12 protein-coding genes are annotated in these 15,617 nt (G+C 68.0%); 6 read left to right on the top strand and 6 right to left on the bottom strand.

The annotated features are described in order from the left end of the window. The first annotated feature begins 60 nt into the window (after nt 1–60). Together V5F48_RS17640 and V5F48_RS17645 are read left to right on the top strand one after the other, a co-directional pair. The gene (locus V5F48_RS17640) at nt 61–1,050 is read left to right on the top strand and encodes a class 1 fructose-bisphosphatase (protein ID WP_394259772.1); all 990 of its coding nucleotides are present in this window, start codon (nt 61–63) and stop codon (nt 1,048–1,050) included. Nucleotides 1,051–1,501: 451 nt separating this feature from the next. Beyond that, a complete protein-coding gene (locus V5F48_RS17645; RefSeq protein WP_394259773.1) occupies nt 1,502–3,109 on the top strand; it encodes an AMP-binding protein in 1,608 nt (535 codons plus the stop codon). Nucleotides 3,110–3,188: 79 nt separating this feature from the next. Here V5F48_RS17645 and V5F48_RS17650 read toward each other — a convergent pair whose 3' ends face one another. The 4 genes from V5F48_RS17650 to phaC form a co-directional block, all read right to left on the bottom strand. Further along, on the bottom strand, nt 3,189–3,803 hold the full coding sequence (locus tag V5F48_RS17650) for a GNAT family N-acetyltransferase (RefSeq protein WP_394259774.1): 615 nt from the start codon (nt 3,801–3,803) through the stop codon (nt 3,189–3,191). Between the two features lie 210 nt (nt 3,804–4,013). Next, the gene (locus V5F48_RS17655; RefSeq protein ID WP_394259775.1) at nt 4,014–5,279 is read right to left on the bottom strand and encodes a M16 family metallopeptidase; all 1,266 of its coding nucleotides are present in this window, start codon (nt 5,277–5,279) and stop codon (nt 4,014–4,016) included. Next, nucleotides 5,276–6,688: a threonine synthase gene (thrC, locus tag V5F48_RS17660; RefSeq protein WP_394259776.1), complete on the bottom strand. Its 1,413-nt coding sequence runs from the start codon at nt 6,686–6,688 to the stop codon at nt 5,276–5,278. The genes V5F48_RS17655 and thrC overlap by 4 nt, the downstream gene beginning before the upstream one ends. A 559-nt stretch (nt 6,689–7,247) precedes the next feature. Beyond that, entirely contained in the window at nt 7,248–9,008 is a 1,761-nt protein-coding gene (gene phaC / locus V5F48_RS17665; RefSeq protein WP_394259801.1) for a class I poly(R)-hydroxyalkanoic acid synthase, read from the bottom strand. A 474-nt stretch (nt 9,009–9,482) separates the two neighbouring features. Here phaC and V5F48_RS17670 point away from each other — a divergent pair, with 474 nt between their 5' ends. The 4 genes from V5F48_RS17670 (at nt 9,483) to glpX (ending at nt 13,599) form a co-directional block, all read left to right on the top strand. Continuing rightward, a complete protein-coding gene (locus V5F48_RS17670; RefSeq protein ID WP_394259777.1) occupies nt 9,483–9,803 on the top strand; it encodes a hypothetical protein in 321 nt (106 codons plus the stop codon). A gap of 156 nt (nt 9,804–9,959) precedes the next feature. Next, nucleotides 9,960–11,180, top strand: coding sequence for an LL-diaminopimelate aminotransferase (locus tag V5F48_RS17675; protein ID WP_394108144.1), 1,221 nt, complete (start codon nt 9,960–9,962; stop codon nt 11,178–11,180). Between the two features lie 137 nt (nt 11,181–11,317). After that, the gene (locus V5F48_RS17680; protein WP_394259778.1) at nt 11,318–12,604 is read left to right on the top strand and encodes a homoserine dehydrogenase; all 1,287 of its coding nucleotides are present in this window, start codon (nt 11,318–11,320) and stop codon (nt 12,602–12,604) included. Between the two features lie 5 nt (nt 12,605–12,609). Then, nucleotides 12,610–13,599: a class II fructose-bisphosphatase gene (glpX, locus tag V5F48_RS17685; RefSeq protein ID WP_394108142.1), complete on the top strand. Its 990-nt coding sequence runs from the start codon at nt 12,610–12,612 to the stop codon at nt 13,597–13,599. A 349-nt stretch (nt 13,600–13,948) separates the two neighbouring features. On the opposite strand, the gene V5F48_RS17690 is transcribed toward glpX, so the two are convergent. Beyond that, a complete protein-coding gene (locus V5F48_RS17690) occupies nt 13,949–14,416 on the bottom strand; it encodes a hypothetical protein (RefSeq protein ID WP_394259779.1) in 468 nt (155 codons plus the stop codon). Further along, a complete protein-coding gene (locus V5F48_RS17695; protein ID WP_394108140.1) occupies nt 14,409–15,317 on the bottom strand; it encodes a ParA family protein in 909 nt (302 codons plus the stop codon). The genes V5F48_RS17690 and V5F48_RS17695 overlap by 8 nt, the downstream gene beginning before the upstream one ends. Between the last annotated feature and the right edge of the window lie 300 nt (nt 15,318–15,617).

Here is a 15,617-nt window from a genome sequence, read left to right on the forward strand (position 1 = left end):
CTGCATTGCGCCATAAAGCAGCCGGCGGGGGCGTCCGCCGGACCAGCATGGGAGTGCGCGGTGAGCGAGTTGGTGACCTTGAAGACCTATCTCGGGACCTGGGCCGGCGCTGACGAGGGCCGCTTGGCGGTCGCGCAGGCCGTGACCGCCATCGCCGAGGCTGGCGTCGGCATCGCCGATCTCGTCGCCCGCGGGCCGCTGGAAGAGGGCCTCGCCTCCATTCGCGGCACCGATCCCAATGCCGGCGGCGACGCCCAGAAGGAGCTGGACGTGGTGGCCGAGGAGCGCATCAAGGCCGCCCTCCTGCCCACCCCCACCGCCTTCCTCGCCTCCGAGGAGAGCGAGGAGCTGATCCCGCTGAACCCGGAAGGCCGCCTCGTGATCGCGGTGGACCCGCTGGACGGCTCCTCCAACATCGACACCAACGTGTCGGTGGGCACCATTTATTCCATCCTGCCCTATGACGCCGCCGTGCACACCGATCCGGTGTCGGCGGTGATGCGGCCGGGCGTGAACCAGGTGGCGGCCGGCTTCCTCGCCTACGGCCCCGCCACCATCCTCGTCGCCACCTTCGGCGAGGGCACGCAGGTGTTCGTCCACGACCGGCAGACCGGCGAGTTCGTGCTCGCCCGCACCGACGTGGAGATCCCTGCCGAGACCAAGGAATACGGCGTCAACCAGTCCAACATGCGCCACTGGGCCCAGCCCATGAGCGGCTATATCGCGGACTGCCTCGCCGGCAAGGACGGGCCGCGCGGCAAGGACTTCAACATGCGCTGGGTGGGCTCCATGGTGGCCGACGCCTTCCGCATCTTCACCCGCGGCGGCGTCTATGTGTATCCCGGCGACCAGCGCAAGGGCTACGAGAACGGCCGCCTGCGGCTGATCTACGAGGCCAACCCCGTCGCCTTCCTCACCGAGCAGGCCAAGGGCGCCGCCACCGACGGCAAGACCCGCATCCTCGACATCGAGCCCCACCACATCCACCAGCGCATCCCGCTGGTGTTCGGCTCCAGGGCCGAGGTGGAGAAGATCGCGTCGTATTATTGAGCGATGGGATGAGCAGCCGTCCTCCCCTCTCCCCTTGCGGGAGAGGGGGATCGGCGTCTTGCACCGACCGCGGGTGACTTTCGTCGGCTCCAAGGCCGAGGTGGAGAAGATCGCGTCGTATTATTGAGCGACGGGATGAGCGGCCGTCCTCCCCTCTCCCCTTGCGGGAGAGGGGTTGGGGGTGAGGGGTCCGCACCACAAGAAAGTACCTGTCCGCTTACGAAGTCGCATCACACCCCTCACCCCGGCCCTCTCCCGCAAGGGGAGAGGGGGACAGCACTTCTTGCACCGACTGGGAAGGGACCTCCCCTCCCGGAAGTGACACACAGCCACCAAGCCACCCCCGCCCCTTGACCCGCCCCGGAAAAAAACGTTCGATCGTTTCCTGACGACCGCGCCCGCGCGGCACATGAAGCCGCCCCTTCAGAGAGCGGCGACAGGGGAGACGCGAATGCTGGTGCCGGCGGCAGATTATCAGGGCCTCATCCGCGCCTTTTCCTGGCAGATTCCCCAGCGCTTCAACATGGGGGTGGCCTGCGCCGATGCCCATGCGGACAGCTCGGGCAAGCCCGCCCTCATCTTCGTCGAGGAGAGCGGCACCGTCCGCACCTACAGCTTCGACGAACTCAAGGCCCTCACCAACCGCTTCGCCAACGCCCTGGTGGCGCGGGGCCTGACGCGCGGCGACCGGGTGGCGGTGTTCCTGCCGCAGGCGCCGGAAACCGCCGTCGCCCACATCGCCGCCTTCAAGGCGGGCATGGTCTCGGTGCCGCTCTTCACCCTGTTCGGCGACGAGGCACTGGAGTTCCGCCTCGCCGCCTCGGGCGCCCGCGTGCTGGTGACCGACCTTACCGGCCTCGCCAAGCTTGAGCGGGTGCGCGACCACCTGCCGGACCTTGAGCATGTCTTCGTCATCGGGCCGGATACCGGAGGCGCAGCCTCGTTCGACGCGGCGCTGGAGGCAGCGTCGGACCGCTTCACCCCGGTGGATACGGGGCCGGACGATCCCGGCATCATCATCTTCACCTCGGGCACCACCGGGAACCCGAAGGGCGCGCTGCACGGCCACCGGGTGCTGCTCGGGCATCTGCCGTGCATCCAGTTCGTCCACCAATACATGCCCCAGCCCGGCGACCTGCACTGGACCCCGGCCGACTGGGCGTGGATCGGCGGGCTGTTCGACGTGCTCTTCCCCTCGCTCTATCTGGGCGTGCCCGTGCTCGCCCACCGGGCGAAGAAGTTCGATCCGAACGCGGCCATGGATCTCATGGCGCGGCACCGGGTGCGCAACGTGTTCCTGCCGCCCACCGCCCTCAAGCTGCTGCGGCAGGCGGATGTGCAGCACGACGGCCTGCAGCTGCGCTCGCTTCTCACCGGCGGCGAGACCCTGGGCGCGGAGCTCGGCGCCTTCGTCCAGGAGCGGCTCGGGGTGGAGGCGCGGGAGATCTACGGCCAGACCGAGTGCAACCTGGTGGTGGGCTCCAACTCCAGCTTCTTCCCCATCCGCCCCGGCGCCATGGGCAAGGCCATCCCCGGCCACGACGTGCGCATCGTGGACGACGAAGGCCGCGGGTTGCCCACGGGCGTGGAAGGCCATATCGGCATCCGCCGCGGCGATCCGGTGATGATGCTGGAATACTGGAAGAACCCGGAGGCGACGGCGCAGAAATATGCCGGCGACTTCCTCCTCACCGGCGACATGGGCCGGCAGGATGAGGACGGCTATCTCTGGTATGTGGGCCGCAGCGATGATGTCATCACCTCGGCCGGCTACCGCATCGGTCCGGGGGAGATCGAAGACTGCATCCTGAAGCATCCCGCCGTGGCGCTGGTGGCGGTGGTGGGCGTGCCCGATCCGCTGCGCACCGAGGCGGTGAAGGCCTGGGTGGTGCTCAAGGCGGGCACCGCCCCCTCGGAGGCGCTGGCGAAGGAGATCCAGGACTTCGTGAAGACCCGCCTCTCCGCCCACGAATATCCGCGCCACGTGGCCTTCGCCGACACCCTGCCCATGACCGCCACCGGCAAGATCCTGAGGCGCGAGCTGCGGGCGCGGGGGTAGCTGGACCGGGATTGGTCAAGCCCGCGCGGCGTTTGAGCGTAACCCACTTGGCATCGGTCGCAGACCGAGGCTGATGGTATTACTGCGCCGCCGGCGGCACCTCTTCCAGCGCGTCGCGGCGCGCGCTCTCAAGCGCCGGCATGTCGTGGCGCAGGCGGCCGAACAGGATGTGGTCCTCCCACGTCCCGTTGATGCACAGATATTCCCGCGAATAGCCTTCCCGCACGAAGCCGCAGCCTTCCAGCAGGCCGATGGACGGCTGGTTGGTGGGCATGCAGGCCGCCTCGATGCGGCGCAGGTGCAGCATGTCGTAGGCCACGGGCAGAAGCGCGGTCACCGCCGCCTTCATGTAGCCCTGGCCGGCAAAAGCTTCGCCCATCCAGTAGCCGAGGCTCGCCGCCTGGCACACGCCCCGGCGCACGTTGGACAGGGTGAGGCCGCCCACCAGCGCATGGTCACACTGGCGGAAGATGAAGAGCGGATAGGCCTCGTCGGCGACCATGTCCCGCGTGTAGCGCCGCAGGCGGCGGCGGAAGGCGCCGCGGGTGAGGTCATCCGCCGGCCACAGCGGCTCCCACGGGGTGAGGAAGGCCCGGCTTTCCTCCCGCAGGTCCCGCCACGGCCCGAAATCCTTCATCTGGGGCAGGCGCAGATAGATGCCGTTGCCCTCGATGACGGGGAGCGGCTCGATCATTAAAACGGAACTCAACGGCCACATGGTACGCCCCGAAGGAAATCCGTATCGACCCCGGCAGCGTTCCACCCGGGCCGGGGCAGGTCAGGTGGGCACTCCCAGGACATGAACACGCGCCCCGGCCGGCACGCGACGCGATCCAACCGGCGGATCGCTCCAACTCGACAAGCACGCGCCATCGGATTGCACCGCAATCCGATGGCGCGTGCTCTAGTGAACCTTCAACCGCTCCACGGCCCGTGCGGCCGGCTCAAGGCCGCCGCCCGGTCCGATGGCGGTCAGTGTGGGGCGGCCGCGGCCGATGAGGCCTTCGGCGGCCCGGCGCACCGCAGCCACATCCACAGCGTCCACCCGCGCGACGATCTCCTCCACCGGGATCACCCGGCCGAAGCCGAGGATCTGCCGGGCGAGCTGGTCCGCCCGCGCGCCGGAGCTTTCCAGCGCGGCGAGCAGCCCCACCTTCATCTGCGCCTTGGCGCGGGCCACCTCCAATTCGCTCACGGTCTCGGCCGTGTCGAGGATCTGGTCGATGACGGCGTTGGACAATTCCTCCACGTCACCGGTGTCCGTGCCCGCATAGACGCCGAACAGGCCGGTATCCTGATAGCTCCAATGGAAGGCGTAGATGGAATAGCAGAGGCCGCGATCCTCCCGCACATCCTGGAACAGGCGCGAGGACATGCCGCCGCCCAGCACGTTCGCGAGCACCTGGACCGCGTGATATTCGGGATCCTTGAAAGAGCAGCCCTCCAGCCCCAGCAGCACATGCACCTGCTCCAGGTCGCGGGCGAGCAGGTGGGTGCCGCCGCCATAGGTGGCCTGGGGAAGCTCGGGCTTGGTGGCGGGCGCGATGATCTTCAGCCGCTGCGCCGCCTCATCCACCAGCCGGTCGTGCTCCACCGCGCCGGCGGCGGACACCACCATGCGCGGGCCGCGATAGGTGCGCCCGAGATAGGCGCCAAGCTGGTCCCGGCTGACGGCGCGCACCGTCTCCGGCGTGCCGAGGATGGAGCGGCCCATGCTCTGGCCGGGAAAGGCCTGCTCCTGGAACAGGTCGAACACGAGGTCGTCCGGCGTGTCCATGACCGCGCCGATCTCCTGCACGATCACGTTCTTCTCCCGCTCCAGCTCGTCGGGGGCGAAGGCCGGCTCGGTGAGGATATCGGCGAGGATGTCGATGCCGAGGCCCACGTCCTCCCCCAGCACGCGGACATTGTAGGTGGTCTGCTCCACGGAGGTGGCGGCGTTGATGTCGCCGCCCACCTGCTCGATCTCCTCGGCGATGCGGCGGGCGGAGCGCCGGCGCGTGCCCTTGAAGGCCATGTGCTCCAGCAGGTGGGAGATGCCGTGCTCGTCTTCCTGCTCGTCCCGCGCGCCCGCGCCCACCCAGATGCCGAGGGAGGCGGTGCCGAGGTGGCTCATTTCATCGGTGATGACGGTGACGCCGTTGTCGAGGACCGAAATCTTCACGCTCATGCCGCCGCGCCCCGGGCGATGCGCGAACGGGCGCGGATGAAGGTCTCAATGGCGGCAAGATCATTGGGCAACACGCTGAGGCTCTCCCGGCGGGTCAAGAGGTCCGCCATGTGCGGCGGCAGGGCGGGGCGATGGCCGGTGGCGGCTTCCACCGCATCGGGGAACTTGGCGGGATGGGCGGTGGACAAAATCACCTGCGGCACCTTGGTGGCGTGCTCCACCTTGTCCGCCACGGCAAGGCCCACCGCCGTGTGCGGGTCGGCGAGATAGCCGGCGGACTGGTAGAGCTTCGCGATGGTGGCGGCGGTCTCCGGCTCGTCGGCGCGGGCGGCGGAGAAGTCGGCGCAGATGGCGGCAAGCGCACTGCGCGGCACGCTGAAGGACCCCGACTGGGCAAGCTGATCCATCAGCTGGCGCAGCGCCGCGCTGTCGCGGTCAAGGGCCTCGAACAGCAGGCGCTCGAAATTGGAGGAGATCTGGATGTCCATGGACGGCGAGGTGGAGGGCAGCACCCCCTTCACCTCGTAGCGGCCGGTATCCAGGGTGCGCACCAGAATGTCGTTGACGTTGGTGGCGATGGTGAGGTCGCGGATGGGCAGGCCCATCTTCTTCGCCACGAAGCCGGCGAGGATGTCGCCGAAATTGCCGGTGGGCACCACGAAGGAGACGTCGCGATGGGGCGCGCCGAGGGCGGTGGCGGCGTAGAAATAATAGACCACCTGAGCCACGATCCGCGCCCAGTTGATGGAATTCACCCCCGCCAGCGCCAGGGAGTCGCGGAAGGCGTGGTGGTTGAACATGGCTTTGACGAGGCTCTGGCAATCGTCAAACGTGCCTTCCACCGCGATGGCATGGACGCTCGGCGAATTGACCGTGGTCATCTGCCGGCGCTGCACCTCGGACACCCGGCCGTGCGGATAGAGGATGAAGACATCCACCGCATCCGAGCGCCGGAACGCCTCGATGGCCGCGCTGCCGGTGTCGCCGGAAGTGGCGCCGACGATGGTGGCCCGGCTGCCGCGGGACGCCAGCACATGGTCCATCAGGCGGGCGAGCAACTGCATCGCCACGTCCTTGAAGGCCAGGGTGGGGCCATGGAACAGCTCAAGGATGAAGCGGTTGGCGCCGATCTGGGTCAACGGGGCCACGGCCGGATGGCGGAAGCCGGCATAGGCGTCGTCGATCATGAGATCGAGCGCGCGCCGGGGCAGCGCATCGGCCACGAACGGGCCGATCACCGCCTTGGCGACGGCAGCGTAGGGTTTTCCGGCGAGTGCGGCGATCTCGTCCCTGGAGAGGGTCGGCCAGGCCTCGGGCACATAGAGGCCGCCGTCGCGCGCAAGCCCCGCGAGCAGCGCGTCGGAAAAGGAGAGAACGGGAGCTTCACCACGGGTGGAAACGTAACGCACGGGGCCTCGACCTGATCTTCGGCCGCATGTCGGGCCACCCGATAAACTACCCGCAAGCGGGCTCGTGCGAAAGGCGGTTGGTAAAAGCGGCACGTCTGGGTTTGAAGGTTTGCTGCTTCGACTGGGCACACCCCGGAACCCTCTTCCGCTTGCGAGACCTCTGAGAAAGGTCCTTGAGCGGCCGTTCTCCCCTCTCCCCTTGCGGGAGAGGGGTTGGGGGTGAGGGGCCGGCAGCACGGGAAAACGCCTGTCCGCTCAGAAGGTCCCGCCCCCTCACCCCGGCCCTCTCCCGCTCCGAAGCCGGCTGTTTCCGGCTTCGGCTCTTGGGAGCCGAACTCGGCAACAGCCGAGTTCGGGTGAGCCGGATGTTTCCGGCTTCGGCTCTTGGGAGCCGAACTCGGCAACAGCCGAGTTCGGGTGAGCCGGATGTTTCCGGCTTCGGCTCTTGGGAACCGAACTCGGCAACAGCCGAGTTCGGGGGGAGAGGGGGGAGCCGGCTTCCTGCACCGACCAAGGGTGACTTTCGCAGGGGCCCCGCAAGCGGGAGAGAGAGGCCGCCTCAGCTGCGCGCCCGCACGTAGCGGCCCGGCGCATCCTCGATGGGGGCGAGACGGTCGCCGCCGATGGTGCGGGCCGGCACGTCGTCGGGATGCTGATAGCTGAACCAGGAAATCCAGTCCGGCCACCAGGAGCCGGCACTCTCCCGCGCCCCTTCCAGCCACAGGTCGAAGCTGGGCCCGGTCGGGCCGTCGGCCCAGTATTGGTATTTCCCCCTGGCCGGCGGGTTGACCACGCCGGCGATGTGGCCGGAGCCCGCGAGCACATAGCGCACCGGGCCGGACAGGAGATTGGCGCCGATATAGACCGAGTTGGGCGGCGCGATGTGGTCTTCCTTGGTCGCCAGCGAATAGACCGGCACCGAGATCTTCTTGACGTCGATGCGAATGCCGCCGAGCTCGGCGAGCCCGCGGGCGATGTTGTTGGTGAGGTAGCAGTTGCGCAGGTAGAAGGAGTGGTTCGCCGCCGGCATGCGGGTGGAATCCGCGTTCCAGAACAACAGGTCGAAGGGGAACGGCGCCCGGCCCTTCATATAATTGTTCACCACATAGGGCCAGATGAGGTCGTTGGAGCGCAGCAGGTTGAAGGCGGACGCCATCTTGCTGCCCTCAAGATACCCCATGTCCTTCATCTTGCGTTCGATAGAGGCCAGCTGCTCCTCATCCACGAACACCTTGAGATCGCCCGCATGGGTGAAGTCGATCTGGGTGGTGAGGAAGGTGGCGGAGGCGATGCGGTCGTCGCCCGTCGCGGCCATGTAGGCCAGCGCGGTGGCGAGCAGGGTGCCGCCCACGCAATAGCCCATGGCATGGGCCTGCCGCTCGCCGGAGGCGATGGCCACCTTGTCGAGGGCGGTCATGATGCCCTCGCGCATGTAATCGTCAAAGCCCTTGGCAGCCAGACGGGCGTCCGGATTGACCCAGGAGATGACGAAGACGCTGACGCCCTGGTCCACCAGCCACTTGATGAAGGACTTCTCGGCCGTCAGGTCGAGGATGTAGAACTTGTTGATCCAGGGCGGCACGATCAACAGCGGCGTCTTCTTCACGGTCGCCGTCGTGGCCTCGTACTGGATGAGCTGCATCAGCTCGTTCTCGAAGATCACCTTGCCCGGGGTGGTGGCCAGGTTGCGGCCCACCTCGAAGGCGTTCATGTCCGTCTGGCGGATCTTGAGCGTGCCCTTGCCCTCGATCAGATCCTGCGTGAGGTTCCGCATGCCCTTCACGAGGTTCTCGCCGGACGAGCTCAGCGTCTCGCGGATCAGCTCGGGATTGGTGAACACGAAGTTCGAGGGCGAGACGGCGTTGGAGACCTGGCGCACCAGGAACTCGGCCTTGTGCTTCAGGTGCGGGTCGAGGCCCTCGGCCTCCTCCACCATCTCCTCCGCCCATTTGGCGGTGACAAGATAGGCCTGCTTGAGCGCGTCGAAGATGGGGCTGTCGCGCCAGCCCTCGTCCTTGAAGCGGGCATCCTTGGCGTCGGGGGCGGTGACCGGCGCCACCTCCTCGCCGGCGAGGCGCTTCATGGTGTTGGTCCATACCGACAGATAGCCCGCCATCAGGCGCGACTGCGCCTCCACCGTGCGCTGGGGATCGGCCATCCAGTATTCGGCCACGCTGCTCACGGTCTTGAGCGCGTCGGCGATATCCTCGGCCATGTCGTCGGTCTTGCCCGGATCGCGCGGGGTCATGTAGGCCGCCATGGCCTTGCCGCCCTCCTCCATCATCTGGGCGAGGTTGCGGGCGAGCACCTCCACGTCCATACCGCTGCGTGCGCCGTCAGCAGCAGCGGACGAGGCGGCGGTCGTCCCGGCGGTCGTTCTGGACCCGGCGGCGGACGCCGGTTTCGCCGAAGCGCCCTCCGCGGACACGCCTTTCATCTGCGGCGCCTTGCCGGCAGCCGGTTTCGGCGCCTCGGCCGGTGCCGGAGGCACCACGGTCAGGTGCGGGGCGGGCATCTCCACGGGCGGAGCCATGCCGGGGCCGTTCCCTGCCATGTTCGACGTTTCCTCTGCACGGGACATGGGTCATTCCCTTTTAGCGGGCCGTTACGGAAGGCTCGGTCCATCTTTATCGCTACGCGCACATCCTTCATACTTCGTCAAGGGGACGGGATCGAGCCTGCGGCGCGCGCATCCGGCACGCAACCACAGGATCATGCCGGGAGCGTTTATGCAAAGTCCTTCAATGCGAAACCTCCCCGTGGCAAGTGTGCACCGCAGCGTTATAAGGGACCCATGATCCAGGTCGCGACCCCCTACGCCGGCCCCCGCCGGCCGCCGCTCCACCGCCCGCGCCCGGCCGCCTTGGCCGGTGCCGGCGCCCTGCTGCGCGCCAGCCTCGCCGGTGCCCTGCTGTGCACCCTCGCCGCCTGCGCCGGCACGGAGGGCCTGCCAGGGCTGACGCCGCCGCAAACCCAGGTGCGCGAGGTCGAGGACAACACCTTCCCGACCATCGGTACCACCGCGCCGTCCAAGCGGGCACCGCCGCTCACGCCGGAAGCCCAGCAGAAGCTGCAGCGTGACCTCGAGCGCCTCGCCCGCACCCAGGATAAATAGCGGCTTGCGGACGCCTTGATGCATGTTGCGGTGCGGCAGACAGGGTTCTGCCGCACTCCCATCGCATTCATGGCTTTTCCATTCACACAAGAATGATACAAAGCCCGACTGCCGCGCCGGGAGAACAAGCAACAGCGCGGCCTCTGGAGCCCTGAGATGACGACCGATTTCCACCGCATTCGCCGGCTGCCGCCCTACGTGTTCGAGCAAGTGAACCGCGTGAAGGCCGCCGCCCGCAATGCCGGGGCAGATATCGTCGACCTCGGCATGGGCAATCCCGACCTCGATGCGCCGGCGCATGTGATCGAGAAGCTGAAGGAAACCATCGGCAAGCCGCGCACGGATCGCTATTCCGCGTCCAAGGGCATCCCCGGCCTGCGCCGCGCCCAGGCGAACTATTACGAGCGGCGATTCGGCGTGAAGCTGGATCCCGACAAGCACGTGGTGGCCACCCTCGGCTCAAAGGAAGGCTTCGCCAACATGGCGCAGGCCATCACCGCGCCGGGCGACGTGATCCTGACCCCCAACCCGTCCTATCCCATCCACGCCTTCGGCTTCCTCATGGCGGGCGGGGTGATCCGCTCGGTGCCGGTGGAGCCGGGGCCGGAATTCTTCCACGCCATGGAACGGGCGGTGCAGCACTCCATCCCCAAGCCCATTGCGGTGGTGCTGTGCTATCCCTCGAACCCCACGGCCTGCGTGGCGGACCTGGAATTCTACAAGGACGTGGTGGCCTTCGCGAAGAAGAACGACCTCATCGTCCTTTCCGACCTCGCCTATGCCGAGCTGTATTTCGACGACACCCCGCCCCCCTCGGTGCTGCAGGTGCCGGGCGCCATGGATGTGACGGTGGAATTCACCTCCATGTCCAAGACCTATTCCATGGCCGGCTGGCGCATGGGCTTCGCGGTGGGCAACGAACGCCTCATCGCCGCTTTGTCGCGGGTGAAGTCGTACCTTGATTACGGCGCCTACACCCCGATCCAGGTGGCGGCCACGGCGGCGCTCAACGGCCCGCAGGAGTGCGTCGCGGAGATGCGCGAGACCTACAAGAAGCGCCGCGACGCGCTGGTGGAGAGCTTCGGCCGCGCCGGCTTCACCGTGCCCTCGCCGCGGGCCTCCATGTTCGCCTGGGCGCCCATTCCCGAGCCGTTCCGGGCCATGGGCTCGGTGGAGTTCGCCAAGCTGCTCATCGAGAAGGCGGACGTGGCGGTGGCGCCGGGCGTCGGCTTCGGCGAGCACGGGGACGATTTCGTCCGCATCGCCGTGGTGGAGAACGAGCAGCGCATCCGCCAGGCGGCGCGCAACATCCGCCGCTTCTTCGAGCAGGCGGGCACGACGCTCCACAATGTGGTGCCCCTCAGCGCCGCGCGCTGATACCAAAGCCCGCTCGGCCCTTGGGCAACCCTCTCGGCACCGGTCGAAGACCGGAGCCGTTGGGACGAGTGGTGCATCCGGGCGCCGCGCGCTAAAAGCGCGGCGCTTTCCATCAGGCGAAGAACCGGTCCGATCCCATGAGCGAACTGAAAGTGGGCCTTGCCGGCCTCGGCACCGTCGGGGCGGCGGTGTTCCGCATGCTCGAACGCCGCAAGGCCGAGCTTCAGGCCCGCACCGGCCGCACCCTGAAGGTGACGGCGGTGGCGGCCCGCGACCGCAGCCGCGACCGCGGCCTCGACCTTGACGGCGTGGCCTGGTTCGACGACCCGGTGGCGCTGGCCCGCGACGGCGACATCGACGTGTTCGTGGAGCTGATGGGCGGCGACGGCGACCCGGCCAGGGCGGCGGTGGCCGCAGCCCTCGACCGCGGCCTCCCGGTGGTGACCGCCAACAAGGCGCTGCTCGCCAAATGCGGCGTCGATCTCGCCCAGCGGGCGGAAGCCTCCGGCGCCGGCCTTCATTTCGAGGCGGCGGTGGCGGGCGGCATCCCCATCGTGAAGACCCTGCGCGAGGCGCTGGCCGGCAACACCATCGAGCGCGTGTCGGGCATCCTCAACGGCACCTGCAACTACATCCTCACCCGCATGGCGGAGGAGAAGCTCTCCTTCCACGTCTGCCTCACGGAGGCGCAGCGGCTGGGCTATGCGGAGGCGGACCCCACCTTCGACATCGACGGCTTCGACACCGCCCACAAGCTTGCCATCCTCACTTCGCTCGCCTTCGGCACGCAGGTGGACGCGGAGTCCATCTATATCGAGGGCATCCGCCAGCTCACCCTTGCCGACCTCGAGGCGGCGGATGATCTCGGCTACCGGGTGAAGCTCTTGGGCGTCGCCGTTCGCACCGACACCGGCATCGAGCAGCGGGTGCATCCCACCATGGTGCCCAAGCACTGGCCCATCGCCCAGGTGTCCGGCGTCACCAACGCGGTGGCGGTGGACGGCGATGCGGTGGCGCTGACCCTGGTCGGCCCCGGCGCCGGCGGCGAGGCCACCGCCTCGGCCGTGGTGGGCGACCTGTTCGACGTGGCCCGCGGCGCCAAAGGCTTCGCCTTCGGCCTGCCGGTGGCCGAGCTGACCCGGGCCGAGCGCGCACCCATGCAGCGCCACGAGGGCGGCTACTACATCCGCCTTGCGGTGGTGAACAAGCCGGGCACCGCCGCCACCATCGCCCGGCGCATGGCGGACGAGCAGATCTCGCTGGAATCCATCATGCAACGCCGGCCTGACGGGGCGGAGACCGCCCGCGTCATCCTCATCACCTATGCGACCACGGAAGAAGCCGTGCGCCGCGCCATTGCCGCCATCGAGGCCGACGGGGTCATCTCCGCCCTGCCCCAGGTGATCCGCATCGAGAAGGATTGACGGCCATGCGCGTTGCCCGGATGCCCCAGGTGCTCGACCGCCGCCTCGCCCTCGACATGGCGCAGGTCACCGAACGCTGCGCGGTGGCCGCGGCGCGGCTGCGCGGCCGTGGCGACGAGCAGGCGGCCGACCTCGCCGCCATGGCGGCCTGCCATCGGGAACTCAAGCTCATTCCCGTCTCCGGCACGGTGGTGATCGGCGAGGGCATCGAGGGCGAATGCGACCAGCTGTTCGTCGGCGAGAAGCTGGGCACCGGCGGCGCCGAGGTGGACCTCGCCGTGGATGCGCTGGAAGGCTCGACCCTCTGCGCCAAGAACATGGAAGGCTCGCTCTGCGTGCTGGTCCTCGCCGAGCGCGGCTCCCTCCTGAAGGTGCCCGACGCCTATATGGAGAAGCTGGCCATCGGTCCCGGCTATCCGGACGGCATCGTCTCCCTCGCCCAGAGCCCGCAGGAGAACATCCAGGCGCTGGCCGAGGCGAAGGGCGTGCCGCCGTCCGAGATCACCGCCCTGATCCTCGACCGCCCGCGCCACGCGCCGCTGGTGGAGGCGGTGCGCAAGACCGGCGCCGCCATCAAGCTCATCACCGATGGCGACGTGGCGGGGGTGATCCACACCACCAACCCGCACGGGAGCGGCATCGACATCTATCTCGGCCTCGGCGGCGCGGCCGAAGGCATCCTGGCGGCGGCGGCCCTGCGCTGCATCGGCGGGCAGATGGAAGGCCGCCTCGTGCTCGACACCGAGAAGAAACGCGCCCAGGCCAAGGCCCTCGGCATCCGCGACGGCGCCAAGATCTACAAACTGGAAGAGATGGTGCGCGGCGACTGCCTGGTGGCCGCCACCGGCGTCACCGACGGGGCGCTGCTGAAAGGCGTGCGTTTCAGCCGCGAGATGATCGAGACCGACACCATCGTGCTGCGCGCCGCCACCGGCACGGTGCGCCGCATGGCCACCGAGCACCGCGACTTCCGCAAGTTCCGCCTGGAAGACTGAGCCGGGGCCTGGTCCCGGCCGGCTGAAATGACCCGCCTGCGCTGATCGAGAAGACGCGGAAGAACAGAGCGTGAAGCCCGGTCCGCAGCTGATTCGGTCCTGCTGTGTTCGCGCTGGGTACCGGCCCATCACACGGGGCGTGCCGAAATGGGACGGTGCATTGCAGCTACCGGTCGTCTTCTAGAGCGCGATCCGAGCAAATTGAACCAATTTGCTCGGCGAATCGCCCTCTAAACTTAAGGAAAGAGAACGCATTTTCTTTACGCGAACCGGCATCCACTTCGCTCGAAAATGCTCTGGAGACCTGACGACAGGGTCGCGTGAGGAATGCGCGGACCGGCCGGCCGCCTCAGCGCTCTTCGTTCACCCGCAACGCCGCACGGCCGGTGATCTTGCGCTTCCGCGGCGCGGGGGCTTCCGCGGCGGGCTCCTTCGGAACCGGAGCTGCCTTCTTTGAAGCGGCTTTCTTCGCCGGCTTTTCCGGAAGCGCGCTCGGCGCTCGGCTGGCATCGGCCAGGGCAAGCAGCGCCTTGATGCGATCCCCCGGCTGGGCGAGCGCCGGCCCATGGGGATCGACGCGGGCGAGCAGCGCCTTCGCCTTGGGCGCCGGCACGCCGTCCAGGGCTTCGGCGAAGGCCGCCGGGCCGAGCAGGGCGCGGATCTGCCGGACGCCCTCAAGGCCGGTGCCTTCGGCAACCAGCTGGGCACGCACGATCTCGTTCACCGCCTTGCGGGCCACGTTGCCGGCGGCGGAAAACAGCGCCGCCTTGCCGCCGATGGCCCCGATCAGCCGAAAGAAATCGGTTTCCTCACTCATCGAGCCGTCTCCGTGTCTCGCTCACGAGGTCGCGCACCTGATCCAGCGCCCGGTTCCATTTCTGCTCGAACGTCGGCGCATAGGGAAAGTTCTCGGGATCCATGGCCCGCTCGATGGCGGCCTGGTTGTCCACCTCCAGATCAAACATCTCGAACACCGCATCCGGCGCCGCGGCCTCCTCGCGCAGGCTGGCGAGGGTTTCGCGGTGCTGGATCTTGTTGGCGTTCACCCGGCTCGCCAGCACCACCGGCCGCCGCTTGGGCTGCGGCAGCGTGGAGCGCGTGACGTGCGCATTCTCCCACACCGAGGCGCGGAAGGCATCAAAGCCGAGGGTGGACAGATAGTCGGGGATGGTGGGCACCACCACCATGTCGGAGAGGCGGATGGCCACCTCGGTAAAGGCGGAGATGCCGGGGGCGCAATCGAACAGCACATAGTCGTAGCGCGCGCGCAGCAGGGCCAGCGCCTCCTGCAAAACCTTCAGCGACTGGCCTTCCAGCGAGCGGATGCCGAAATTCTTCTCGGTCAGCCGCAGCACGATCTCCCGCTCCAGCAGGCGCAGGCGGGGGCTGGCCACCACCATGTCGATGGCCAGCGGCACACCGGCCTTCATGACGTGGGAAATGTCCTGCGCCAGATAGTCGGTGATGGGGGCGCGCTCGCCGTAGAGCAGCCGGTCGGCGAGGAAGGACGTCACCGACCGGCGCTGCTCCAGGATGGTCTTCAGCTGCTCGTCCGGGGCGAAGCAGTAGGAGGCGTTGGCCTGGGCATCGAGATCGAGCACCACCACCCTGTGCCCGGCCTCGGCCAGCCCTTCCGCCAGCATGACCACCGTGGTGGTCTTGCCGACGCCCCCCTTCATGTTGGCAACGGCGATCACTCGCCCGTCAGCGTCCGCCATCGGTGCCCGCCCCCGCCCGCTTGTGCGCCGCAACATAACGGGGGAGAGGTGCCCGCTCAATACAACCAGATCAATAAAGCCGGATCAGATCGTAGAAATCGATGACGAAAAAGACCGCCGCTGTCTTGATGGGGTGATGGCGAAGATGTCGCCGCAAGACTGGCGGTGCGATAGTCCGGTGACTGCGCGCAAGGGGGTGCAGGGGCGGTGATCGCGCCATTGTACGGCAACGTGTCCATGCCGCCGGAGGCTATCAGACTGCGCCGGAGGCCGTCAAAAGCGCCATAGGCACGGCCCCGG

The sequence above is a fragment of the Xanthobacter autotrophicus ATCC 700552 genome, assembly GCF_043194565.1.
GTDB lineage: Bacteria > Pseudomonadota > Alphaproteobacteria > Rhizobiales > Xanthobacteraceae > Xanthobacter > Xanthobacter autotrophicus_F.

Excerpts from the sequence above, each read along its gene's own strand:
- V5F48_RS17645 (WP_394259773.1), top strand. The coding sequence starts at position 1,502 with ATGCTGGTGCCGGCGGCAGATTATCAGGGCCTCATCCGCGCCTTTTCC.
- V5F48_RS17655 (WP_394259775.1), bottom strand. The coding sequence starts at position 5,279 with ATGAGCGTGAAGATTTCGGTCCTCGACAACGGCGTCACCGTCATCACC.
- V5F48_RS17670 (WP_394259777.1), top strand. The coding sequence starts at position 9,483 with ATGATCCAGGTCGCGACCCCCTACGCCGGCCCCCGCCGGCCGCCGCTC.
- glpX (WP_394108142.1), top strand. The coding sequence starts at position 12,610 with ATGCGCGTTGCCCGGATGCCCCAGGTGCTCGACCGCCGCCTCGCCCTC.
- phaC (WP_394259801.1), bottom strand. The coding sequence starts at position 9,008 with ATGGACGTGGAGGTGCTCGCCCGCAACCTCGCCCAGATGATGGAGGAG.
- V5F48_RS17680 (WP_394259778.1), top strand. The coding sequence starts at position 11,318 with ATGAGCGAACTGAAAGTGGGCCTTGCCGGCCTCGGCACCGTCGGGGCG.
- V5F48_RS17690 (WP_394259779.1), bottom strand. The coding sequence starts at position 14,416 with ATGAGTGAGGAAACCGATTTCTTTCGGCTGATCGGGGCCATCGGCGGC.
- V5F48_RS17695 (WP_394108140.1), bottom strand. The coding sequence starts at position 15,317 with ATGGCGGACGCTGACGGGCGAGTGATCGCCGTTGCCAACATGAAGGGG.
- V5F48_RS17650 (WP_394259774.1), bottom strand. The coding sequence starts at position 3,803 with ATGATCGAGCCGCTCCCCGTCATCGAGGGCAACGGCATCTATCTGCGC.
- V5F48_RS17675 (WP_394108144.1), top strand. The coding sequence starts at position 9,960 with ATGACGACCGATTTCCACCGCATTCGCCGGCTGCCGCCCTACGTGTTC.